Annotated in this window: 22 protein-coding genes; 10 read left to right on the top strand and 12 right to left on the bottom strand. The window is 59.3% G+C overall.

Annotation, left to right across the window (positions count from 1 at the left end):
- Nucleotides 1–111 precede the first annotated feature (111 nt).
- The 3 genes from ACTIE1_RS06555 (at nucleotide 112) to phaR (ending at nucleotide 3,192) form a co-directional block, all read left to right on the top strand.
- The gene (locus ACTIE1_RS06555; RefSeq protein WP_439561048.1) at nucleotides 112–1,914 is read left to right on the top strand and encodes a PHA/PHB synthase family protein; all 1,803 of its coding nucleotides are present in this window, start codon (nucleotides 112–114) and stop codon (nucleotides 1,912–1,914) included.
- A gap of 141 nt (nucleotides 1,915–2,055) precedes the next feature.
- Entirely contained in the window at nucleotides 2,056–2,499 is a 444-nt protein-coding gene (locus ACTIE1_RS06560; protein ID WP_439561047.1) for a phasin, PhaP, read from the top strand.
- 141 nt (nucleotides 2,500–2,640) lie between these two features.
- Nucleotides 2,641–3,192 carry a polyhydroxyalkanoate synthesis repressor PhaR gene (gene phaR / locus ACTIE1_RS06565; protein WP_439561046.1) on the top strand — a complete coding sequence of 184 codons (552 nt, stop codon included), beginning with the start codon at nucleotides 2,641–2,643 and terminating at the stop codon, nucleotides 3,190–3,192.
- On the opposite strand, the gene ACTIE1_RS06570 is transcribed toward phaR, so the two are convergent.
- The 9 genes from ACTIE1_RS06570 to rpsU all read right to left on the bottom strand — a co-directional run bounded on the left by ACTIE1_RS06570 (nucleotide 3,193) and on the right by rpsU (nucleotide 11,714).
- Nucleotides 3,193–4,488 carry an NAD(P)/FAD-dependent oxidoreductase gene (locus ACTIE1_RS06570; RefSeq protein WP_439561191.1) on the bottom strand — a complete coding sequence of 432 codons (1,296 nt, stop codon included), beginning with the start codon at nucleotides 4,486–4,488 and terminating at the stop codon, nucleotides 3,193–3,195.
- Entirely contained in the window at nucleotides 4,485–5,840 is a 1,356-nt protein-coding gene (locus tag ACTIE1_RS06575) for a glutamine synthetase family protein (RefSeq protein ID WP_439561045.1), read from the bottom strand. The genes ACTIE1_RS06570 and ACTIE1_RS06575 overlap by 4 nt, the downstream gene beginning before the upstream one ends.
- Before the next feature lie 17 nt (nucleotides 5,841–5,857).
- Nucleotides 5,858–6,562, bottom strand: a complete 705-nt coding sequence (locus ACTIE1_RS06580) for a type 1 glutamine amidotransferase (protein WP_439561044.1) — start codon at nucleotides 6,560–6,562, stop codon at nucleotides 5,858–5,860.
- A gap of 63 nt (nucleotides 6,563–6,625) precedes the next feature.
- A complete protein-coding gene (locus ACTIE1_RS06585) occupies nucleotides 6,626–7,945 on the bottom strand; it encodes a glutamine synthetase family protein (protein ID WP_439561043.1) in 1,320 nt (439 codons plus the stop codon).
- 3 nt (nucleotides 7,946–7,948) lie between these two features.
- A complete protein-coding gene (locus ACTIE1_RS06590; RefSeq protein ID WP_439561042.1) occupies nucleotides 7,949–8,800 on the bottom strand; it encodes an ABC transporter permease in 852 nt (283 codons plus the stop codon).
- Entirely contained in the window at nucleotides 8,797–9,678 is an 882-nt protein-coding gene (locus ACTIE1_RS06595) for an ABC transporter permease (protein ID WP_439561041.1), read from the bottom strand. The genes ACTIE1_RS06590 and ACTIE1_RS06595 overlap by 4 nt, the downstream gene beginning before the upstream one ends.
- A 58-nt stretch (nucleotides 9,679–9,736) precedes the next feature.
- The gene (locus ACTIE1_RS06600; RefSeq protein WP_439561040.1) at nucleotides 9,737–10,474 is read right to left on the bottom strand and encodes a transporter substrate-binding domain-containing protein; all 738 of its coding nucleotides are present in this window, start codon (nucleotides 10,472–10,474) and stop codon (nucleotides 9,737–9,739) included.
- 33 nt (nucleotides 10,475–10,507) lie between these two features.
- Nucleotides 10,508–11,281 carry an ABC transporter ATP-binding protein gene (locus ACTIE1_RS06605; protein ID WP_439561039.1) on the bottom strand — a complete coding sequence of 258 codons (774 nt, stop codon included), beginning with the start codon at nucleotides 11,279–11,281 and terminating at the stop codon, nucleotides 10,508–10,510.
- Between the two features lie 226 nt (nucleotides 11,282–11,507).
- Entirely contained in the window at nucleotides 11,508–11,714 is a 207-nt protein-coding gene (gene rpsU / locus ACTIE1_RS06610; RefSeq protein ID WP_274350468.1) for a 30S ribosomal protein S21, read from the bottom strand.
- Between the two features lie 120 nt (nucleotides 11,715–11,834).
- On the opposite strand from rpsU, the gene ACTIE1_RS06615 reads away from it, so the two are divergent.
- The 7 genes from ACTIE1_RS06615 (at nucleotide 11,835) to ACTIE1_RS06645 (ending at nucleotide 18,792) form a co-directional block, all read left to right on the top strand.
- Nucleotides 11,835–12,530, top strand: a complete 696-nt coding sequence (locus ACTIE1_RS06615; RefSeq protein ID WP_439561038.1) for a COQ9 family protein — start codon at nucleotides 11,835–11,837, stop codon at nucleotides 12,528–12,530.
- 58 nt (nucleotides 12,531–12,588) lie between these two features.
- The gene (locus ACTIE1_RS06620) at nucleotides 12,589–13,452 is read left to right on the top strand and encodes a branched-chain amino acid aminotransferase (RefSeq protein WP_439563311.1); all 864 of its coding nucleotides are present in this window, start codon (nucleotides 12,589–12,591) and stop codon (nucleotides 13,450–13,452) included.
- Nucleotides 13,453–13,533: 81 nt separating this feature from the next.
- Nucleotides 13,534–14,520, top strand: a complete 987-nt coding sequence (locus ACTIE1_RS06625) for an NAD(P)H-quinone oxidoreductase (RefSeq protein WP_439561190.1) — start codon at nucleotides 13,534–13,536, stop codon at nucleotides 14,518–14,520.
- Nucleotides 14,521–14,732: 212 nt separating this feature from the next.
- On the top strand, nucleotides 14,733–15,842 hold the full coding sequence (locus ACTIE1_RS06630) for a polyamine ABC transporter substrate-binding protein (protein WP_439561036.1): 1,110 nt from the start codon (nucleotides 14,733–14,735) through the stop codon (nucleotides 15,840–15,842).
- 72 nt (nucleotides 15,843–15,914) lie between these two features.
- Nucleotides 15,915–17,048: an ABC transporter ATP-binding protein gene (locus tag ACTIE1_RS06635; protein ID WP_439561035.1), complete on the top strand. Its 1,134-nt coding sequence runs from the start codon at nucleotides 15,915–15,917 to the stop codon at nucleotides 17,046–17,048.
- Between the two features lie 53 nt (nucleotides 17,049–17,101).
- The gene (locus ACTIE1_RS06640) at nucleotides 17,102–17,992 is read left to right on the top strand and encodes an ABC transporter permease subunit (RefSeq protein ID WP_439561189.1); all 891 of its coding nucleotides are present in this window, start codon (nucleotides 17,102–17,104) and stop codon (nucleotides 17,990–17,992) included.
- On the top strand, nucleotides 17,992–18,792 hold the full coding sequence (locus tag ACTIE1_RS06645) for an ABC transporter permease subunit (RefSeq protein ID WP_439561034.1): 801 nt from the start codon (nucleotides 17,992–17,994) through the stop codon (nucleotides 18,790–18,792). The genes ACTIE1_RS06640 and ACTIE1_RS06645 overlap by 1 nt, the downstream gene beginning before the upstream one ends.
- 282 nt (nucleotides 18,793–19,074) lie before the next feature.
- Here ACTIE1_RS06645 and ACTIE1_RS06650 read toward each other — a convergent pair whose 3' ends face one another.
- From ACTIE1_RS06650 to ACTIE1_RS06660, 3 genes are read right to left on the bottom strand one after another with little or no spacing between them, the layout of a single operon-like run.
- The gene (locus ACTIE1_RS06650; protein ID WP_439561033.1) at nucleotides 19,075–19,710 is read right to left on the bottom strand and encodes a DUF1638 domain-containing protein; all 636 of its coding nucleotides are present in this window, start codon (nucleotides 19,708–19,710) and stop codon (nucleotides 19,075–19,077) included.
- Entirely contained in the window at nucleotides 19,697–20,527 is an 831-nt protein-coding gene (gene mazG / locus ACTIE1_RS06655; RefSeq protein WP_439561032.1) for a nucleoside triphosphate pyrophosphohydrolase, read from the bottom strand. The genes ACTIE1_RS06650 and mazG overlap by 14 nt, the downstream gene beginning before the upstream one ends.
- A 44-nt stretch (nucleotides 20,528–20,571) precedes the next feature.
- Nucleotides 20,572–21,294, bottom strand: a complete 723-nt coding sequence (locus ACTIE1_RS06660) for a hypothetical protein (protein WP_439561031.1) — start codon at nucleotides 21,292–21,294, stop codon at nucleotides 20,572–20,574.
- Nucleotides 21,295–21,331 lie beyond the last annotated feature (37 nt).

Genomic DNA, 21,331 nt, shown 5'->3' on the forward strand with positions numbered 1-21,331 from the left:
AGTCCCTTTCACGGTGCCCGACATACCCGACTCAAAACGAGTATACGCGTATTTACTTAACGACCAGCTACCTTATGCTGCACTTGCGAAGGATACGGGGGAAATCTTTCTATGACAACTTCTGAATATGAGGACCACCAAAAAGCCGAGCGTATGAAGGCAAATATGGCACGCATCGAGGAACTTACAGCGCGCCTGACCAATGCCCTTGCCCAGCGCGAACAGCCCCGCGCCAGCCTTCAGGCCCCCGATTCGGACATATTTGTGCAAGCGACAGCCGCGTTCTGGACCGAAATGGTCAAGAACCCGTCCAAGATACTGGAAAAACAGCTGGATTATTGGGGTAGATCCCTGAAACATGCGGTCGAGGCGCAAGAAGCGCTGCGCAGCGGCAAGTTGCAGGCCCCCGAGGACCATACACAAGCTGATCGCCGTTTTGCCAACCCGCTTTGGAAAACGCACCCGTATTTCAACTACATCAAGCAACAGTATCTTATGGCCAGCGAGGCGGTGAATGATGCGGTGCTTGCGCTGGACACCATGACCCCGCGAGAGAAGAAGCGCCTTCAGTATTTCACGCAACAGATCGTGGATATGATGGCACCCACGAATTTTCTGGCGACCAATCCCGATGCCCTGATGAAAGCGGTCGAAACCGAAGGCGAAAGTCTGATCAAGGGGTTGGAAAACCTTGTCCATGACATAGAGGCGGGGGGCGGTGAATTGCTGGTCAGTCTGGCCGACAAGGAAGCCTTCAAGGTCGGCGAGAATTTGGCGACCACCCCCGGCAAGGTGGTGTTTCGCAACCGCATGTTCGAACTGATCCAGTACACCCCCACAACCGAGAAGGTGTATCGCACGCCGGTGGTTATTTTTCCGCCATGGATCAACAAGTTCTATATCATGGATCTGAAGTCGCAAAACAGCCTGATCAAATGGATTGTGGATCAGGGCTATACGCTGTTCGTGGTGTCCTGGGTGAACCCAGACGCCAGCTATGCCGATGCGGGCATGGATACCTATGTCGAGGAAGGCTATCTGGAAGCCATTCGCGTGGCCAAGGAGATCACCGGCGAAGCGCAGGTCAATGCGGTGGGATATTGCATTGCGGGCACAACCCTGTCGCTGGTTCTGGCACTGATGAACAAGCGCAAGGACAAATCCGTCCGATCAGCCACGTTTTTCACCACATTGACCGATTTTTCGGATCAGGGCGAAGTGGGTGTATTTCTTGAAGATGACTTCGTTGACGGGATCGAGGCCGAATGCAACGAGAATGGCTATCTGGACAGCTTCTTCATGTCGCGCACGTTTTCCTTCCTGCGGTCCAATGACCTGATTTATACCCCCGCAATCCGCAGCTATATGATGGGCGAGGCACCGCCCGCGTTCGATTTGCTATATTGGAATGGCGATGGCACCAACCTGCCGGGGCGGATGTGCGTGGAATACTTGCGCGGATTGTGCCAGCACGACCGGTTTGCGTCCGCCAGTTTTGCCATTTGCGGCGAAGACGTCAGCATCAAGGATGTCAAACACCCCTTATGCGCGATTGCGTGCGAAACCGATCATATCGCCGCATGGCGGTCCAGTTTTCGCGGGATGTCCAAGATGGGCAGCAAGGACAAGACGTTCATTTTGTCCCAATCAGGACATATCGCAGGGATCATCAACCCGCCCTCCAAGAAGAAATACGGCCACTATACCGGCACCCCGCCAGAAGGCAGCCCCGACGACTGGAAAGCGGCGGCAGACTTCAATGACGGGTCGTGGTGGCCGCGGTGGGATGGCTGGCTGTCAAAGCGTTCCGGCGCGAAGGTGGCGGCGCGCATTCCCGGTGATTCGGCCTATCCCGCCTTGGGTGATGCGCCGGGGCAGTATGTTATCAGTTCCAAAAATGATGATATGTCATAGGGTTATTTCTGGATGGCAAGAAAAATGCCGCAGTGCAGCAAATAAATCTTGAAATGCCGCAGTGCAGCATGCATATTGTTTGCAGATGCAGCGAACGGATGATCCTGAAACTGCAAGTCAGTTCAATCTAGGAGAAATACCATGAGCAAGACCGTTGACTATACCAAAATGATGAAAGACATGATGGGCGCATTCCCGATGGACACAAGCGCAATGCAGGACGCGTTCAAATCGCAAGCAGCGCTGGCCGAGAAAATGAGCAAAGTCGCTTTGGAAGCCGCTGAAAAGTCCACCGAAGTTTCTACCAAATGGACCAAAAGCACCCTGGCCAAAGTTGGTGACGTGTCCACCATCAAGGAAGACCCCGCAGATTATTCCAAAGCCATGACCGATTTCGCATCGGCCCAAGCTGAAATGGCTGCTGAACATGTTGCCGCTTTCGCTGAAATCGCGAAAAAAGTGCAGATGGACACTGTTGAGCTGCTGATGGCTGCCGGCAAGGACATGCAGGAAGAAACTGCTGCTGCTGTCAAGAAAGCAACCGACACAGCAACCAAAGCTGCCAAAACCGCTGGCGCGAAATAAGTGCCTACGGCTTTCTGAAGGACATAGATGTCTCCTCCCCGTCTTATGCCTTCACAAAGGGCGAGCGTCATGCTCGCCCTTTTCTTTTGCATCCTGCTCGCCTAGTGTTGCTGCAGTGCAAAACCCGAGGGAGGGACGCTCGTGGCCCAAGACGACAAACCGCTGCTTATCAAGCGTTACGCCAGCCGCCGGTTATACAATACCGAAACCAGTGATTATGTGACCCTTGAAGATATCGCGGGTTTCATCCGTGCGGGACGTGAAGTGCAGATTGTCGACCTGAAATCGGGGGATGATCTGACGCGGCAGTATCTGCTGCAAATCATTGCAGAACATGAAAGCCGGGGCGAGAATGTCCTGCCGCTGGATGTGCTGACCGATCTGGTGCGCAGCTACACCACGCAGGCGCAAAGCGTTGTTCCGCAGTTCCTTGCAATGTCATTTGAAATGCTGCGCGATGGCCAGTCGCATATCGTTGAAAACATGACCCGCGCCAATCCGATGGCCGCCATGCCCGGATTCGAAGAAATGCAACGCCAGCAACAAGCCTTCATGAAAACGATGATGACGGGATGGCCGCCTGTTGCCGGTGCGGCAGAAGCCGATGACGAAAAATCCGCGTCGCAGGAACTGTCCGACATCAAGCGTCAACTGGCAGAATTGCAAAGTAAACTGTCGGGCATGGACAAGTAATCAACGCCCCAGCCGGTCGCGCAGCGCATACCAGGTCATCGCCAGGGCCAGCAGCGGGCTGCGCAGGGCCGAACCGCCCGGAAAGCGTGGCAGGTTCAGCGCGGCCATCAGGTCGAACTGTTCTGCCTGCCCCGCGACCGTATCGGCCATGATACGCCCCGCCATTGTCGCCATGCCGACACCCGCGCCCGAATAGCCCGACGCGGACAGTATGTTCGGGGCCAGTCGCACGAAATGGGGCATGCGGTTGACGGTAATGGCCAGTGTGCCGCCCCATGCATAGTCGATTGGCGTGTCGCGCAGCTGCGGAAACACCTCCAGCATGGGTTTGCGCACGGTTTTCAGGATATCCGGAAACCGGTATCCGTAGCTTTCACCGCCACCAAACAGCAGCCGCCCGTCGCGCGACATGCGGAAATAGTTGATCACGAATTTACTGTCTGCCACCGCCACGTCACGGGTCAGGACCGTGCCTTGGGGCAGGGGGGCCGTGGCCACGATAAAGTTATTGATCGGCATGACCCTTGCCGCGACTTGCGGGGCCAGCCCGCCAAGATAGCCATTTGCCGCCAGCAGGACATGTTCGGCGTCAATATGCCCGCCAGCGGTCAGGACGCGGATGCGCGTGCCTTGCTGGATATCCGTCACGACAGAATTTTCGAAGATTTGCGCACCCGCAGCCTGCGCCGCGCGTGCAAGGCCCAGTGCATAAGCCAGCGGATGCACATGGCCCGCACCCGTGTCAATCACGCCGCCCTGATAGGCATCACTGCGGATAATGTCGCGGATCTGGGCGCGGTCCAGTGGTTGAACCTGATCATAGCCATATTCGCGCGCCAGCTTGTCAGCATAGGCATGCGAATGGGGGACATCGCGCGCCTTCCAGTCTGCATGTATTACACCGGGGCGAAAACCGGTTCCCATGTCATGGGTGGCGATCAGGTGTTTGACCAGTTCTTTCGCATCCTCGCCGATCTGCCACAGCTTGCGGGCGTCATCGCGACCATACAGGCGTTCAACCTCGTCCTGCTCGATGCGCTGGCCGGAACTGACCTGCCCGCCATTGCGCCCCGATGCCCCGAACCCCGCACGATGCGCGTCCAGCACGGCCACGCTGTAGCCGCGCTGCGCCAAATGCAACGCCGCCGACAGGCCGGTATATCCCGCGCCCACGATGCAGACATCCACACTCTGGCCGCCTGCAAGTGCGGGCAGGGACGGGGGCAGGGGCGTGGATGCCGCGTAATAGCTGGGCGGATATTCCCCCGCGCGATCATTGGCGAATAGCAGGTTCATACGTTCAACAGCAGATGTTCGCGTTCCCATGGGCTGATGACTTGCAGGAACTCGTTATATTCGTCGCGCTTGACCGCGCTGTAGATGCGGCAAAACTCCGGCCCGAGGATGGAATGCAGTTTTTCCGCCTGACCGAACATGTCCAGCGCGGCGCCCAGTGTCATGGGCAGTTCATTCGCGTCCATATAGGCATTTGTGGTGCATTGTTCGCGGGGGTGCTGCTTTTCCTTCAGGCCCAGATACCCGCACGCGAGAGAGGCCGCGATACCCAAGTAAGGGTTGCAATCCATCCCCGCCAGCCGGTTTTCAACACGCCGCGATGCAGGCGATGAAATGGGAATCCGCAAGCCGGTGGTGCGATTGTCATAGCCCCATTCCAGATTGATGGGGGCCGCGAAATCAGGGACATAGCGGCGATAGCTGTTCACATAGGGCGCAATCAACGCAACTGCCGACGGCAGGTGCCGCTGCAAGCCACCAATGAAATGCATGAACATTTCGGTGCTTTCGCCCGTTTCGGTGGAAAACAGGTTCTGACCTGTTTTGATGTCGATCACCGAATGGTGGATATGCATGGCGCTGCCCGGCTCGCCCTCGATGGGTTTGGCCATGAAGGTGGCAAACATGTCATGGCGCAGGGCCGCTTCGCGGATCATGCGTTTGAAATAGAACACCTGATCGGCCAGCTCGATCGGTTTGCCATGGGCCAGATTGATTTCAACCTGTCCTGCGCCGCCTTCTTGCAGGATACCGTCAATTTCCAGCCCCATCGCCTCGGCGAAATCATAGATATCGTCGATGACCTTGCCGTATTCGTCCACGGCGGACATGGAATAGGCCTGCCGCGCCGCCGCGCGCCGCCCTGTACGGCCCATGGGGGGGATGATCGGCATGTTGGGGTCGGTGTTGCGCGCAACGAAGAAGAATTCCAGTTCGGGCGCGATCACAGGTTGCCAGCCTTCGGCGCGGTACAGGTCCAGCACATGCTTCAGCACATTGCGCGGCGCTGTCGGGATGGGGGTGCCGTTTGCGTCTTCTGCGTCATGGATGATCTGCAAGGTCCAGTCGGCGGTCCAAGGTGCTGCGGTTGCCGTCGAGAAATCAGGGCGCATGATCATGTCGGGTTCCAGATCGGCCCCGTCACGGAATTCTGCCCAACCGCCTGTGATTGTCTGCAAAAAGATTGATGTGGGCAGATAGTATTTTGTGTCACCGTCAAACTTGAACGCGGGCATGGCCTTGCCACGGGCCACACCGGCCATATCGGCGATGATGCATTCAACCTCGTCCAGCCGCCGCCCGCTAAGGTAGTCGCGCGCGGTTTGGGGGATCTGGTCTCTCCATTCGGCCATAGGGCCTCCTACAGGGTTCACGCGCTGGGTGCGCTGCTGCGTTTTCGGTCGTGATGTTGGAAAAGTGCCACAATCTGGTCGGCAATGATATCGGAATCGCGTGGCCCGCCTTGCGCGGTCCGCGCCTGTTCCAGCAACGGTTCGGGCACGACACCCTTGCCGCGCGTGTCCATCAGCCCCTGAATGAAGCGGTCGGAAAATTCCGGATGGGCCTGCACCGAATAGGCGTGGTCGCTGTAGGACAGTCCGGCATAGCGGCAGAACTCATTGCTGGCGATGATGCGCGCACCATGGGGCGGTGTCAGTACCTGATCCTGATGCCATGCGTTCAGGGTCAGGGTTTTCCCTTCAAAATCATACTCCTGCGCACCAACAGCCCAGCCGCCCTGAAATTTGCCGACCTGTCCGCCAAGGGCTTGCGCCATGATCTGGTGACCAAAGCAGATGCCGGCAACCGGCAGTTCCGCACCGAAGGCGTCGCGGATAAACTGTTCCAGCGGCGCGATGAAGTCATGGGGCTCGTAAACCCCGTGGCGCGATCCGGTGATCAGCCATCCATCCGCGTCATGTATGGATGCCGGAAAGTCCATGCCTTCGACGTGCCATGTTTGAAAAGTGAAATTGCCCTTGGCCAGCAGCCTTTCGAACATTGCGGGATAGTCCCCCAGTTCGCTGCGCAAGACATCCGGGGCCTGGCCGGTTTGCAGAATGCCGATTTTCATTTTCGCGGACTTTCGGAATTTGATCAAGTTTATCAGTGTTGCATTGCGCGGGCAAGGATAGCGTCAGACAGTTTCCAGATACAGGTCCAGCACTTGTTGCGCATCCAGCCCTTGCACCGCGGCCATTTCCTGACGTTTGGTACGGATCATGTTGTCGATCAGCATGGGGTCGAAAATACGCCGCATGGTGGCGGACCCTTCAAACGCGGCCAGCGCCTCGGGCCATGTGGCGGGAATTTGCGGCAGGTCCTGCGCATAGGCATCGCCCTTGATGGGGGCGGGCGGCGCAAGCCCGTCTTCCAAGCCCAGTGCCATCCCCCCCAAGACTGCCGCCATCACCAGATAGGGGTTCACATCGCCGCCGGCAACGCGGTGTTCCAGCCTGCGCGCGCGTGGTGCCCCCAGTGGCACGCGCACGGACGCTGTGCGGTTTTCATAGCCCCACGCAATGGCTGTAGGCGCATGCGCAGCAGGGACAAGGCGGTCATAACTGTTGGCATGCGGCGCGAAAATCAGCGTGGCATCTGCCATGCTGGAAAGCGTGCCTGCAATGGCGTGGTGCAGGGCCGCGCTGCCATCCGGCCCGCCATTGTCAAATATATTCACCCCGTCACGGTCCAGCAGGGACGCATGCAAATGCATGCCGCTGCCGGATGCACCCGCATAGGGTTTGGCCATGAAACTGGCGGCCATGCCATGCTGGCGGGCCAGCCTGCGCACCAGCAGCTTGAACAGCCATGTGTCGTCCGCCATCCTCATCGGGTCGGACCCGTGGTTCAGGTTGATTTCAAACTGCCCCGGTCCTGCCTCGGATGTGGCGGTATCGGCATCAATGCCCATCGCATCGCAGCCGTTATACAGCGCATCGAAGAAGGCGTTGAATTCGTCCAGCATGCGCAGCGACAGGGTTGCCGCGCCAGTTGCGCGCCGCCCTGATACGGGGCTGGCAGGGGGACGGTAGGCGGCTTCGCTGTCATCGATCAGGTAGAATTCCAGTTCCGTGGCCGTCACAGCCGTCAGCCCGCGCGCGTGCAGCCGTGCCACAACCTGTGCCAGCGCATGGCGCGCATCGCCTGCGAAGGGGCGGCCATCCTCATAATACATGCTCATGGGCAGCAGGGCCGCGTCCGGCCCGATCCATGGCATGGGCAGCAACCCGCGTTCGGTCGGGCGTAAAAAACCGTCTGCATCGCCGGTTTGGAATACCAGCGGACTGTCCGCGATGTCGTTGCCCCAGATATCAAGGTTCAGCGCCGAAAGGGGCATTTTCGCGTCGCCGCGCATCAGTTTTTCATATTGCACGGCCGGCACCCGTTTGGCGCGGGCCTGCCCGTTCAGGTCGGGAATGGCAATGCGGATATTCTGCAATTTCGCTGTATCCATGTTCTAACGGATATACTGGGGACGAAACCGCAACCGCTGGCGGCGTTCGCGTGGAAGATGGCGGTTCAGGCGCAAATTGGCCAGCGCGAATAACCCGATAATGGCCAAGGTCAGCGCGATGAAATAGGCCGCCACAATCGGATAGGCCACGAACGGGTTGAATGTCTGGTCCACAAAATAGCGCGCGTAATAGAATGCCTCGCCGGATTGTTGGCGTGCCGGGAAGGCCGACAGGAATACCAATGTTGTGGAATGCGTCAGAAAGATCGCCTCATTGGTGTAGCTGGGCCATGCCAGCCGCAGCATGGACGGAAAGACAACGCGCCGGAATTTGGTTATGCCTGACATGCCATAGGCGTCAGCCGCTTCCAGATCGCCCTTGGGGATGGACCGCAGCGCACCGTAAAACAATTCGGCCGAATAGGCAGTGGTGTTCAGCACCAGAACCACCAGCCCGCCCACCTGTGCCGTGGTCAGCGCACTGGTGCTTATGGTCAGCGTGGTGAAGCCCAGCGGAATTTCCAGACCTGTGCGCGGCAGCAGGATGAAAAGCGCATAGAAAAAGAAAAACTGGATGAACAGCGGCGAGCCGCGAAAGATGAACACAAAGGCCGATGCCGGGCGGTTGATCCAGCGGTTCTGGCTGAATTTGGCCAGTGCCACGCCTGTAGCCAGAAAAAAACCGATGCCGATGGCGATGGCCGCGAAATAGATGTTCCAGATCAACCCGCTGCCGATCAGGAAAATCTGGTCGCATAGCGTAATATCAAGGCCGCGTGGCAACAGGTTTTCGCCATATTGCCGCCCCAGCGCCCGCAACCCGTAACCCTGAATGCTTTCCAGACATGTCCTCATGCGGCGGCCTTTCGCTGGCGTTCGCCTGCGGCAGTCGCCTGACCGCGCGACAGCTTGTCATTCAGCCGCGCGAATGCCCGTTCGCTGGCCCATGTCAGGGTCAGGTAGAAACACAACAGAACAAGGAAATACCACACCCGCCAGTCAGGATGGGGATAGGTGAAAAGTGACGTTTTCTGCCCGCCCAATTCGCGCGCCCAATAGACAATGTCCTGAATGCCCAGCAGGAACAGAAGCGGCGTGGCCTTGGTCAGGATTTGCCAGATATTCGACAGGCCCGGCAGCGCATAGACCCACATTTGCGGCAGGACGATGCGCCGGAATGCCTGACGCGGTGTCATGCCATAGGCCTCGGCGGTCTCAACCTGCGCCTGTGGGACCGCGCGCATGGCCCCGTAAAGCGTGTTGGCCACGAATGCTCCGAACACCAGCGCAAATGCGACAACCGCCATGAAAAACGCATAGATATCATAGACCCAGCGCGGCGAATTCACCGGCGGCACCTTTGCGTCGCGGCAGACAATGAAATCATTGCCCTGCCGGATGGGCTGGTCCCAGTCGGGGCAGTTGATCTGGTGCATGACCCATTCTATCCCTTGCCCAAGGGCAATGGGCACGAACAGGAAGAACACGATATCGGGCACACCGCGCACAATATTGACATACCCCTTGCCCAGCCAGTTTAGGGGCGCAATGCGCGAGCGCAGCGCCAAAGCGCCCGCCATGCCCATGGCAAGGGCCGCGGGGGCGGTGATCGCCAGCAAAAGCAACACCACCCCGAAGGCACGATAGAAATTAAGATGGGTCGCGCTTGTCAGATAACAGGCGAACCACTGCCATTGCGGCAGGCTGGACGGATCGGTGCAAAAACTGAACATGCGCGCGCACAGGGGCCACAGGCGGGGTGCGCATGCGCGCGCCCCGCCTTATGGTCTATCAGTCGAACAGCGGGTGTTCGTCGCCAAACCATTTGACGATCATTTCATTCAATGTGCCGTCTTCCTTCATGCTGGCAATCGCGGCATCAAGGGTTTCGCGCAGGCTGTCATCGCTTTGGCGCACGCCGACACCGATTCCGCCGCCCAGCAACACGTCATCGCCCAGAAAGACCAGTTCGCCACCGGAATCACCCACATAGGGGGCCAGAAACGCCTTGTCTGCCAGCACGGCGTCCGCTTCGCCGTTGCGCAGGGCGGAAATGGTTTCGTCCGGGGTGGGGAATTCCAGCAGGTCTGCATCCCCTTCGGCGACATGGCCTGCCTGAATGGTGTTGGACTGCGCCGCGATTACGCCGCTGTCGCGCACGGACTCGTCGGTTCCCGCCAGCCCGATATAGGCCGAGGGTTCGGGCAGCAGATAGTTCTGCGTGAAGGAAATCACTTCCATGCGGGCATCGGTAATGCTCATGCCGGCCATGATGGTGTCGTAATTGCCCGACACCAGATTCGGGATGATGGTGTCCCAGTCATTGATGACCCATTCGCAATTCAATTCCGCGCGGCGGCAGATTTCATCACCCAGTTCACGTTCATAGCCGTCAAGTTCGCCTGTGGCGTCATTGATGAAGTTATACGGGGGGTAGGCGCCTTCGGACCCCATGCGCACCACGTCTTGTGCCATGGCCCCGGACGTTGCCAAGGCCAGCGCGGCCAGTGTCAGACTTGTTGTTTTCATGTCAATCTCCCTTATGGATCGGTGAATATTGCCTCAGGCCGCATGCGTATGGCTGAGGAATTGCTTAAGCCGCGCGGATTGCGGGGTTTTGAACAGCGATGCGGGCGGACCTTGTTCCTCGATCCGGCCATCATGCAGGAACACCACATGATCGGACACATCTGCCGCCAGCCGCATGTCATGGGTCACAATCAGCATGGTGCGCCCTTCCTGTGCCAGCGCCTTGATCACGCGCACAACTTCCTGTTCCAGTTCCGGGTCCAGCGCGGATGTGGGTTCGTCAAACAGCAATGCCGCCGGTTCCATACACAGCGCGCGCGCGATTGCTGCGCGCTGTTGCTGCCCGCCCGACATTTGTGCGGGAAACACATCGGCCTTGTCACCAATACCGACCTTGTCCAGCAGGGCGCGCGCGCGGGTCTCAACTTCTGCGCGGTCCTGTTTCAGCACATGCAACGGCGCTTCCATGACATTTTGCAGCACACTCATATGCGCCCACAGGTTGAAACTCTGGAATACCATCGACAGGTTGGTGCGAATGCGCGTCACCTGCGCGCGGTCTGCTGGCTGGCGGCTGTGTCCGGTCCCACGCCAGCGCACGGGTTCGCCCTGAAACAGGATTTCGCCTTGCTGGCTGTCTTCCAGCAGGTTGCAACACCGCAAAAGTGTGGATTTGCCCGACCCAGAAGACCCGATCAGCGATACGACATCGCCCTTTTGCGCGTTGATGCTGACGCCCTTCAGCACATCAAGCGTGCCATAGGATTTATGCAGATCGCGAATCTCTATTACTGGCGTCGCTGGCATGGTCCCTGTCACGGTGCTTGTTTTCAGCAATACTAACACGGAAAATCCGGGTAAAGGCAAGCCTGCGTGACGGGATCGGTGAATTGCCCCTGCGTCAGTGCCGGAATTGCCCTGTGAATGGCCAGCGCGGCCACCGTGTCAGACAAAGAAAAACCCCCGCAGGACGGGCCTGTGGGGGTTCGTATTACAGGCACGGGTTTCCCCGCGCCGTCGTGGTTCTGCCGTATCAAAGCATACCTTCGCGTTGCGCCTTCTTGCGTGCCAGTTTGCGCGCACGGCGGATCGCTTCTGCTTTCTCGCGGGCTTTCTTCTCGGAGGGTTTCTCGAAATGCTCTTTAAGTTTCATTTCACGAAACACACCTTCACGCTGAAGTTTTTTCTTCAGTGCACGAAGCGCCTGATCGACATTGTTATCACGAACCGATACCTGCATGTGGTTTTCACCACCTTTCCAAGTTAGAGTTGCATATAGTGCAGGAAGCGCTCGCATAGCAAAAACGATGTGCTATGTCTAGATAGAAGCAACACAGGCAAACACGGAAGGTGCGGCGACATGACCGATAAATCCGAAACCTTGCTGGATGCAGCGTTGAACCATGTCCCTTTTGACGGCTGGAGTGATGACAGCCTGCGCGCTGCCGCGCGCGATCTGGGCATGGATATGGCCCATGCGAAAGCGTTGTTCCCGCGCGGCGGTGTGGACCTTGCGCTGGCCTATCACAAGCGGGGTGATGCGCAGATGCTGGCGCGGCTGGCCGCATCGGATTTGCACGACTTGCGGTTTCGGGACCGTATCGCCACGGCGGTGCGCCTGCGGATCGAAGCCTGCGAGGACCGCGAACTGGTCCGGCGCGGCACCACACTTTTCGCGCTGCCCCCCTATGCAGCGGATGGCGCGCGCGCGATCTGGGGCACCGCAGACCGGATATGGACGGCCCTTGGCGATACATCGCAAGATGTGAACTGGTATACCAAACGCGCCACATTGTCGGGGGTGTATTCCGCCACAGTGCTGTTCTGGCTGGGCGATGACAGCACCGGCGCACAGGCAACATGGTCGTTTCTGGACCGGCGCATTGATGATGTGATGCAGTTTGAACGGGTGAAGGCCGCGGCAAACCGCAACCCGTTGTTGCGCACAGTTCTGGCCGGACCGCGCGCGGTTTTGTCCTGCATCAAGGCCCCGTCCCCCGATTTGCGCGACACCCTGCCCGGATATTCACGCCCCACCCCGCCCGCGCAGGGTTGACGCCCGCGCATTTGCGCCGCAGGTTGCGCCGGTTACGGGATGATGCGGGGAAAGCTGGATGGCTGTCGGAAAAGAAATTGTAACCTGGTATGAGGGGCAGTGGCACAAAGGCAATGCCCCGATCATAGGGGCCGCCGACCATGCCGCATGGCTGGGATCACAAGTGTTTGACGGCGCGCGCCAGTTTGACGGCGCACGTCCTGATCTGGACCTGCATTCGGCGCGTATCATCCGGTCCGCGCAGGCGATGGGCATGGTGCCGCCTGTGGATGCAGACACTGTTCAGGGGCTGCTGGAGGAAGGCTGCAAACATTTCTCCCCCGATGCAGCCCTGTATCTGCGCCCGATGATGTGGTCGCGCGAGTCTGCGCCCGGTATTATCGACGCTGTGCCCGACAGCACAGGATTTGCGATTTGCATCGAAGCACTGGCCATGCCCGAACCGGGCAGTTTTTCGCTGACAGTCTCGCCTTTTTGCCGCCCGCGCCCCGATATGGCCCTGACCGAGGCCAAGGCAGGATCGCTTTATGCCAACAATGCGCGCATCATGGCGGATGCCCGCGCGCGCGGGTTTTCCAATGCGCTGTCGCTGGATGTCGAGGGCCATGTGGCCGAAACCGCGTCCACCAATGTGTTCATGCTGCGCGATGGTGTGGTGTTCACGCCGGTCCCCAATGGCATGTTCCTGAACGGCATTACCCGCCAGCGCGTTATCGGGCTGTTGCGTGGGGACGGCGTTGAAGTGGTGGAGACCAGCCTGACGCTGGATGATTTCGAGGCTGCGGAAGAAATTTTCGTCACGGGCAATATTGCCAAGGTGATGCCCGTGTCGCGCTATCTTGACCGCGATCTGGGCACGCCGCGCATGGGGTTGCGCGCGCGGCAGCTTTATTGGGATTATGCGTTAAGTGCCGGGGCATAAATCCGGCGGGGTTTGGGGGCGCTGCCCCCTTGCCCCCCGGAGTATTTGGGGCAAGATGAAGCGGGTAGAAACACCATGACCATGTCACATATGATGCGCGCAATCGAGATTTCGGCCCCCGGTGGTCCGGAGGTGTTGCGTGAGGTGGTCTGTCCGGTTCCGGTTCCTGGCGCGGGGCAGGTGGTGATCCGGCTGGCCTATGCGGGTGTGAACCGGCCTGATGCCTTGCAGCGTGCAGGTGCCTATGACCCGCCCGCAGGCGCGTCGCCCTTGCCCGGTCTGGAAGGGGCGGGGCATGTTGTGGCCGTGGGACCGGGTGTCACGCGCTGGGCAACGGGTGATGCGGTCTGTGCGCTGTTTCCCGGCGGGGCCTATGCGGAATACGCGGTGACGGATGCGGGGCAGGTGCTGCCTGTCCCGGATGGTATGACATTGAAGGCGGCGGCCTGCCTGCCAGAGACATATTTTACCGTGTGGTCCAATGTGTTCATGCGCGGGCATTTGCAGGCAGGAGAGCGGTTTCTGGTGCATGGCGGATCTTCGGGGATCGGCACGACCGCCATTCAACTGGCCCATGCCTTTGGCGCGCGCGTCTTTGCGACAGCGGGCAGCGAGGAGAAATGTGCGGCCTGTGTCCGGCTTGGGGCAGAGCGCGCGATCAATTACCGCGAAGAGGATTTCGTGGCGGTGTTGCAAGCAGAAGGCGGCGCAAACCTGATTCTGGACATGGTGGGCGGCGATTACATTCCGCGCAATCTGAAGGCACTGGCCGAGGACGGGCGGCTGGTGCAGATCGCATTTCTGCAAGGTCCGAAAATTGCCGTGAATTTTGCGCCATTGATGATGCGGCGTCTGAGCATCACCGGATCGACCTTGCGGCCACAATCGGATGCGGCGAAAGCCGCGATTGCGGCCTGTCTGGAAGCCGAAGTCTGGCCGCTCCTCTGTGCCGGTCGTCTGGCCCCTGTCATTGACAGCGAATTTCCACTGGCGCAGGCAGCCGCAGCACATACGCGCATGGAGAGTTCGGCGCATATTGGCAAGCTTGTTCTGAAAATCGGGGATTGAGCAAGTTTGGCATCTGCCCGGCCGGCTGCCCTACCGACTGCCTGAAACGCGCGCGGATCGCGGGGGCGTGTTCACAGATTGCAGGGTCGTTTCACAATCTCTCTTGCCAAGGCGGGCTGTTTTCCTGTCGAATGCGGGAACAGAAGAAGCGGGGGCATTGCGCATGGCAGGTGAGCTGCAAGCATGTGTCCGCCCAGTACAGGGAGATCAGAATGACCGCATCCAATCGCGCGCGCAGCAAATGTTTCATTCTTGCCGTGAGTGCCGCCATGGCCGTTCAAGCCGGCAGTGTCGCGGCAAACAGCATCAATGTCTTTAACTGGTCCGATTATATCGCCCCCGACACGATCGAGAAATTCACAGCCGAAACCGGGATTACCGTGAATTACGACGTGTTTGATTCCAATGACACACTGGAGGCGCGCATGCTTGCGGGGTCTTCGGGATTCGATGTTGTGGTGCCCACATCGGACTATATGCAGCGCCAGATCATGGCAGGCGTCTATCAGCCGTTGAACCGCGACCTGCTGCCCAATCTGGGGAACATGGACGCCGACCTGATGGAGTTGGCGGCCGCGTTCGATCCGGAGAACGAGCATTCTGTCATCTATCTTTGGGGCACGACCGGGATCGGCTATAACGCGCAGGCGGTGGCGGACCGTCTGGGCGAGGATTATGTCGTGGACAGCTGGTCCATTCTGTTCGACCCTGAAAAGGCCGCGCTGTTCCAGGATTGCGGTATTGCCTGGCTTGATACCGAAAAGGAACTGATTCCGCCTGCAATGCGGTATCTGGGTCTGGACCCCACCTCGACCTCGGAGGAGGATTTCAACACCGCTGCCGATATGCTGCTGCAAGTGCGCCCGACCGTGCGGTATTTCCATTCCTCGCAATATATTTCCGATCTGGCCAATGGCGAGATCTGTCTTGCTGTGGGGTGGTCGGGCGATGTGTTGCAAGCGGCCGAGCGTGCGGCAGAAACCGGCCAAAGTTTCGAGGTGGGCTATGCCATTCCCGATGAAGGGGCGCATTTGTGGTTCGACATGCTGACCATTCCCGCCGATGCCCCCAATCCCGAAGGGGCGCATGCGTTTATCAACTTCATTATGGATGCGCAGATTGCAGCCGATATCACGAATTATGTGATGTTCCCCAACGCGAATGCAGCATCGACCCCGTTGATTGACGAGGCGGTTTTGAATGATCCGACAGTCTACCCTTCGGAGGCGGCGCGCGCAGGGTTCTGGACATTGCAGCCCTATGACAACCGTACCGAGCGGATGAGCACACGACTGTGGACACGGCTGCGCACCGGCCAGTAACACCCGCCACCGCGGCTGCAGCACTGATGTGGCCGCGGTGCATTTCATATGGTCCTTGTTCGGGAATACGGCATGTCAAAACCCGCAATTGCTGCTGATACCAAACCCTGGCGCAAGGCCGGTGCGGAACCGTTTGTTTCGGTGCAGGGACTGTTGAAGCAGTTTGACGACTTCACTGCCGTGTCAAATGTGGATCTGGAAATATACAAGGGTGAATTGTTCTGCCTGCTGGGGGAATCCGGCTGCGGAAAATCCACCTTGCTGCGTATGCTTGCCGGTTTTGAGATCCCGACACGCGGGCGCATTGTTATTGACGGCGAAGACATGTCGCGGGTGCCGCCGGACCGGCGCCCCACAAATATGATGTTCCAATCCTATGCGTTGTTTCCGCATATGAGCGTGGAAAAGAACGTGGCCTACGGGTTGCTGCGCGAAGGGCTGGGCAAGCGCGAAGCCTATGCCCGCGCGGGCGAGATGCTGAAAATGGTCAAGCTGGAGAAGCTGGCACGGCGCAAGCCCGACCAGTTGTCGGGCGGCCAGCGCCAGCGCGTCGCCCTTGCGCGCGCGTTGGTCAAACGGCCCAAATTGCTGTTGCTGGATGAACCGCTGGGCGCATTGGACAAGAAGCTGCGCGAGGAAACGCAGTTTGAACTGATCAAGATTCAGGAAAGCCTTGGGGTGACCTTTATTGTGGTCACCCATGATCAGGATGAAGCGATGACCCTTGCGACCCGCATCGGGGTGATGAAGGACGGGATTATCAAGCAAATCGGGGAACCGCAGGACATATATGAACGGCCGAATTCCCGTTTTGTGGCCGATTTCATTGGCACAGTGAACCTGTTTGAAGGCACCGTAGAGGCCGTTGCCCCCGACCTGATGCGCATTGGAACGGCGGAACTCGGGCCTGTGCTGGTGCCGCCGCAAACAGGGTTGACGCGCGGCCAGCAGGTGTGGGGGGGCGTGCGCCCCGAGAGATTTGCCCTGTCGCGCCAGCGCCTGGAGGGCGCGCGCAATGCATGGGCCGGTGTGGTCGAGGAAATGGGCTATATCGGCCATATGACGCAATACCGCATCCGGCTGGAAAACGGCCGGCTGATCCGCGCCAGCCAGTCCAACCGTTTGCGCGACGAAGACCCCATTTCATGGGATGAAAAGGTCTGGATCAGCGTGCAACCCGCCGCCTTCAGGGTGTTGACGGAATGAGTGGCGGGAACGCCATCACGCGCTCGGTCCCGTGGCGGGGCACGGCATGGGCCATGGGGAAACTGGGCCTGTCGGGGCGCACATTGGTCATCGCGATTCCCATGTTGTGGTTGCTGGTGTTCTTTCTGGCCCCGTTTTTCGTGCTGGGGCGCATTTCGCTGGCCGAGGCCATCATTGCCCGCCCGCCCTATACCCCACTGTTCGAACGCGGGCCTGACGGGTCGCTGGAATTCATTGCCAGTCTGGAAAATTACCGTTTCCTGCTGACGGATGCGCTGTATCGCAACGCCTATCTGTCATCGATCAGGATTGCGGCTGTCTCGACGGTTTTTGCGCTGTTGATCGGCTACCCGATGGCCTATTTCATCGCCCGCGCCCCCGAGCCGCGCCGGTCACTGTTGCTGTTGTTGGTTATCCTGCCGTTCTGGACCAGTTTCCTGTTGCGCGTTTATGCGTGGATGGGGTTTTTGCGCACCAATGGCGTTATCAATAACATGCTGATGGGGTTGGGGGTGATCGATCAGCCGCTGGTGATGATGCAGACTGATTTCGCGGTCTATATCGGCATTGTCTATACCTATCTGCCTTTCATGATCCTGCCGCTCTATGCCAACCTGACCAAACTGGACGGCGCGCTTCTGGAAGCGGCCAGTGATCTTGGCGCCTCTCCTGTTGTGACATTCTTCACGGTCACCTTGCCGCTGTCATTGCCGGGCATCGTGGCGGGGTCCATGCTGGTGTTCATTCCGGCCATCGGGGAATATGTGATTCCCGCGCTGTTGGGCGGGCCGGATACGCTTATGATTGGCCGTGTCCTGTGGGATGAGTTTTTCGGCAGTCGTGACTGGCCAGTGGCCTCGGCGGTGGCGATTGTCATGCTGGTGCTGGTCGTTGCCCCAATCATGTGGCTGCAATCGGTGCAAAACCGGCGGGGGACAGAGTGATGCGGGGATGGTTCCTGCCGGTGGCGGTGCTTTTGGGGTTCATCTTCCTATATGCGCCTATCATTTCGCTGGTGGTATTTTCCTTCAACGAGTCGCGCCTTGTGACCGTCTGGGGCGGGTTTTCGACGCGGTGGTATGGCGAATTGCTGAACGACCGCCAGATCATGGGCGCGGCATGGGTCAGCCTGAAAGTGGCGTTGTTCAGCGCGACACTGGCCACGGTCATCGGCACGCTGGGTGCGTTTGTTCTGACGCGGTTCAGCCGCTTTACGGGGCGTTTGTTGCTGACAGGCATGATCACAGCGCCGCTGGTCATGCCCGAAGTGATCACCGGCTTGTCGCTGTTATTGTTGTTCATCTCCATGGAGCTGACGCTTGGCTGGCCTGCGGGGCGGGGTTTGGTCACAGTGATTATTGCCCATACGACATTCTGCGCGGCATTTGTGGCCGTGATTGCGCAGTCGCGGCTGCGCAGCATGGACGACTCGCTGGAGGAAGCCGCGCGCGATCTGGGGGCAGGGCCGGTGCGGGTGTTTTTTGACGTTACCCTGCCGGTCATCACGCCTGCGCTGGTATCGGGCTGGCTGCTGGCATTCACCTTGTCGCTGGATGATCTGGTGATTGCCAGTTTCGTGACGGGGCCGGGGGCGTCCACCTTGCCGATGGTCATTTTCTCCAAGGTGAGGCTGGGGGTCAGTCCGGATGTGAATGCGCTGGCGACCATCATCATCGGGTTTGTGTTCGTGGCGGTTCTGGCTGCGGGCTGGCTGATGCGCAAACAGATGTCCAAGGGCCTGTAGGGGGCTTGCAGGCATGGGCATGTGACGCGCATGCCAGCTTGAAATTGGGGTGTTTCGGTCGTTTGGTATTGCACCAAGGTGCGGGACAAGGCCGCAGGTGGCCCACACCATCGGCGGGCCGTCCCGCGGCCTGCCGATTTCCCTGATGGCAGGCCAAGCCTTGTAAGTCGGAATATGCCGCCAGCATAAAGTGAACTTCTATGACGCCGGATCGGCAGACCCCGGCCCGCCGATGGCGCGGGCTTTATCCAAGTGTGAACGTCCCCGTCACGCCATAACGCGCTAATCCAGTCGGGATAATTCCCGCGCCAGATCGCCATATCCGGTGAACCGCCGCTCATAGGTCAGCCCCAGCCGGCATGCGGCATCCCTGGCCTTTGCATCAAGGTCGGGATCGTTGGTCTGCGCCTGATAGATCAGTCTGGTGTAATTGCCGAACATCATCTGGATCAATTCGGGGTGACGGTCAAACCCCATGGGCTTCCAGACGAAGGCATCAAACTGGCGCACCAGAAAATCGGTCAGGTAGAAGGCCGTGATTTCATGCTCCGAACGGGCGGCGAAAGCCTCAACGCCATCAAAGAATGCATAGCAATGCGGGCCGGGCACCATGTCCACCCCCAGCGCGTCACATCTAGCCTGTAACATGCCGCCGGTTCCACAATCGGCATACACCACGAAAATCCTGTCATACCTGTCGCGGTGCCGGATCACGGCGTTTTCCACCGCATCGGGAATGCGGTCGGGCCACAGGTGCAGATTGGCGGGCAGGCACAGCAAATCCATATGCGTCCAGTTATTGGCCGATTTCAGGGCCAGAATCTCTCGCGCCAGCGCACCGCAGGCCAGCAGCAGGATCGTGCCGCGCCCCTGTGCGGGCAACCCCTTCTCGGTCAGGGTCTGGTCATTGGGCAGCATCGCGCTTTTCCTGATGCTTGGCGGCGTTCCAAAGCGCGTCCATTTCGTCCAATGTGCTGTCGGCGGGGCTGCGCCCTTGGGCTGCAAGCGCGCGTTCAATGCTTTGGAACCGGCGGGTGAATTTTGCATTTGCGGCGCGCAGCGCTTCTTCGGGGTCCAGTTGCAGATGTCGGGCCAGATTGGCCATGACAAACAGCAGGTCCCCGAATTCTTCTGCGACCTCGGCGTCGCTTAGGGTGTCGCGCGCTTCCACCAGTTCGCGCGCTTCCTCCTGCATCTTGTCCAGAACCTGATCGGTGGAGGGCCAGTCAAACCCCACGCGCGCAGCGCGCTTTTGCAACTTCACGGCGCGCATCAGCGCAGGCAGGCCAAGCGCCACATCATCCAGAACGCCGCCTTGCGCGCGTGCTGCCCGTTCGGCGGCCTTGACATGTTCCCAATCCTGCACTTGTTGTTGCGCGCTTTTATCGCGGCTGTCATCGCCGAACACATGCGGGTGGCGTGCGACCATCTTGTCGGAAATGCCGCGCGTTATGTCATTCAGGGTGAAATGCCCTGCTTCCTCGGCCATCTGGGCGTGATAGACGACTTGCAGCAGCAAATCCCCCAATTCGCCCTGAAGGGCGGGCCAGTCGCCTTTTTCAATCGCGTCGGCCACTTCATAGGCTTCCTCGATCGTGTAGGGGGCGATAGACGCGAAATCCTGCTCGATATCCCAAGGGCATCCTGTTTGCGGGTCGCGCAATGCACGCATGATCGCGCGCAGGCGTGTCAAGCTGCCATCGGGTTGGAAAATCAGCGGATCATGGTCTGGCATGCGGCACTCCGTTCCGTGGGTTGCGCCCGTGTCGTGTGGTTGTGTTACAGCGCGGCGGTTGTGTGTCCAGCCCAAAGATTGCGCGCGCTGGCCAGCACGACGATCAGCAGCGCGACCGATGTGGCCCCAAGGATCAACGCGCTGCCCCCAAGATTGGCCACCAGCACCCCGATGAATGCCCAGATAACGGCAACGCCGTAATCGGGGCTGTCAGGGCGGCGTGCCAGCACCCACACAGCCAGCGCCGTGGCCCCTGCCAGTGCGAGAATGGCCGCCCATTGCGATGACGCCAACCCGTACCCGCCCAGTGATACCCCAAGCGAGACATGCGCCGCCGCCGTCAGCCAGCCTGCATAAAGTCCAACAGGGGCCTGAAGCACCCAGCGGTCGCGCACTGGGGCGCGCAGCAGCGCTTGAATGGCAAAAAACAGCATCCAGAAAATAAGCACGGTTGCAGCAACAGGCGAAACCCCCGCCACCCATAACCACAACGCCCCCGGCCCAAGGCTAAGGATCATGGGCAGTTGCACGCGGTGCCAGCCGTCATCCTGCCTGCGCGCATAGACCCCGACAATAGCAAACACCGCCAGCCACAGGTAAATGATGCCCCAGATCGCGAAGGCATACCCCGCTGGCTGAACCGGCGGGTCGACCTGCGGGACAGGAAAACGCTGCGGGTCAAACCCGCTGAACGGGTCTGTCACATAGGGTGACAACACGAAAGCCGCCGTTGCAAGCAAGGTCAGGGTTGGCAGAAACTGTTTCATCCCCAAGACCTAACCTTTCATATGGGTGGATTCCAGT

The sequence above is a fragment of the Roseinatronobacter sp. genome, assembly GCF_051859525.1.
Lineage (GTDB): Bacteria > Pseudomonadota > Alphaproteobacteria > Rhodobacterales > Rhodobacteraceae > Roseinatronobacter.

What these genes read in the sequence shown, in the direction of transcription:
- ACTIE1_RS06645 (WP_439561034.1), top strand. Translation starts at nt 17,992, where the DNA reads ATGCGGGGATGGTTCCTGCCGGTGGCGGTGCTTTTGGGGTTCATCTTC.
- mazG (WP_439561032.1), bottom strand. Translation starts at nt 20,527, where the DNA reads ATGCCAGACCATGATCCGCTGATTTTCCAACCCGATGGCAGCTTGACA.
- ACTIE1_RS06620 (WP_439563311.1), top strand. Translation starts at nt 12,589, where the DNA reads ATGGCTGTCGGAAAAGAAATTGTAACCTGGTATGAGGGGCAGTGGCAC.
- ACTIE1_RS06580 (WP_439561044.1), bottom strand. Translation starts at nt 6,562, where the DNA reads ATGAAAATCGGCATTCTGCAAACCGGCCAGGCCCCGGATGTCTTGCGC.
- ACTIE1_RS06660 (WP_439561031.1), bottom strand. Translation starts at nt 21,294, where the DNA reads ATGAAACAGTTTCTGCCAACCCTGACCTTGCTTGCAACGGCGGCTTTC.
- rpsU (WP_274350468.1), bottom strand. Translation starts at nt 11,714, where the DNA reads ATGCAGGTATCGGTTCGTGATAACAATGTCGATCAGGCGCTTCGTGCA.
- ACTIE1_RS06555 (WP_439561048.1), top strand. Translation starts at nt 112, where the DNA reads ATGACAACTTCTGAATATGAGGACCACCAAAAAGCCGAGCGTATGAAG.
- ACTIE1_RS06650 (WP_439561033.1), bottom strand. Translation starts at nt 19,710, where the DNA reads ATGCTGCCCAATGACCAGACCCTGACCGAGAAGGGGTTGCCCGCACAG.
- ACTIE1_RS06595 (WP_439561041.1), bottom strand. Translation starts at nt 9,678, where the DNA reads ATGTTCAGTTTTTGCACCGATCCGTCCAGCCTGCCGCAATGGCAGTGG.
- ACTIE1_RS06570 (WP_439561191.1), bottom strand. Translation starts at nt 4,488, where the DNA reads ATGAACCTGCTATTCGCCAATGATCGCGCGGGGGAATATCCGCCCAGC.
- ACTIE1_RS06605 (WP_439561039.1), bottom strand. Translation starts at nt 11,281, where the DNA reads ATGCCAGCGACGCCAGTAATAGAGATTCGCGATCTGCATAAATCCTAT.
- ACTIE1_RS06615 (WP_439561038.1), top strand. Translation starts at nt 11,835, where the DNA reads ATGACCGATAAATCCGAAACCTTGCTGGATGCAGCGTTGAACCATGTC.
- ACTIE1_RS06625 (WP_439561190.1), top strand. Translation starts at nt 13,534, where the DNA reads ATGTCACATATGATGCGCGCAATCGAGATTTCGGCCCCCGGTGGTCCG.
- ACTIE1_RS06600 (WP_439561040.1), bottom strand. Translation starts at nt 10,474, where the DNA reads ATGAAAACAACAAGTCTGACACTGGCCGCGCTGGCCTTGGCAACGTCC.
- ACTIE1_RS06630 (WP_439561036.1), top strand. Translation starts at nt 14,733, where the DNA reads ATGACCGCATCCAATCGCGCGCGCAGCAAATGTTTCATTCTTGCCGTG.
- ACTIE1_RS06575 (WP_439561045.1), bottom strand. Translation starts at nt 5,840, where the DNA reads ATGGCCGAATGGAGAGACCAGATCCCCCAAACCGCGCGCGACTACCTT.
- ACTIE1_RS06640 (WP_439561189.1), top strand. Translation starts at nt 17,102, where the DNA reads ATGGGGAAACTGGGCCTGTCGGGGCGCACATTGGTCATCGCGATTCCC.
- ACTIE1_RS06635 (WP_439561035.1), top strand. Translation starts at nt 15,915, where the DNA reads ATGTCAAAACCCGCAATTGCTGCTGATACCAAACCCTGGCGCAAGGCC.
- ACTIE1_RS06585 (WP_439561043.1), bottom strand. Translation starts at nt 7,945, where the DNA reads ATGGATACAGCGAAATTGCAGAATATCCGCATTGCCATTCCCGACCTG.
- ACTIE1_RS06560 (WP_439561047.1), top strand. Translation starts at nt 2,056, where the DNA reads ATGAGCAAGACCGTTGACTATACCAAAATGATGAAAGACATGATGGGC.
- ACTIE1_RS06590 (WP_439561042.1), bottom strand. Translation starts at nt 8,800, where the DNA reads ATGAGGACATGTCTGGAAAGCATTCAGGGTTACGGGTTGCGGGCGCTG.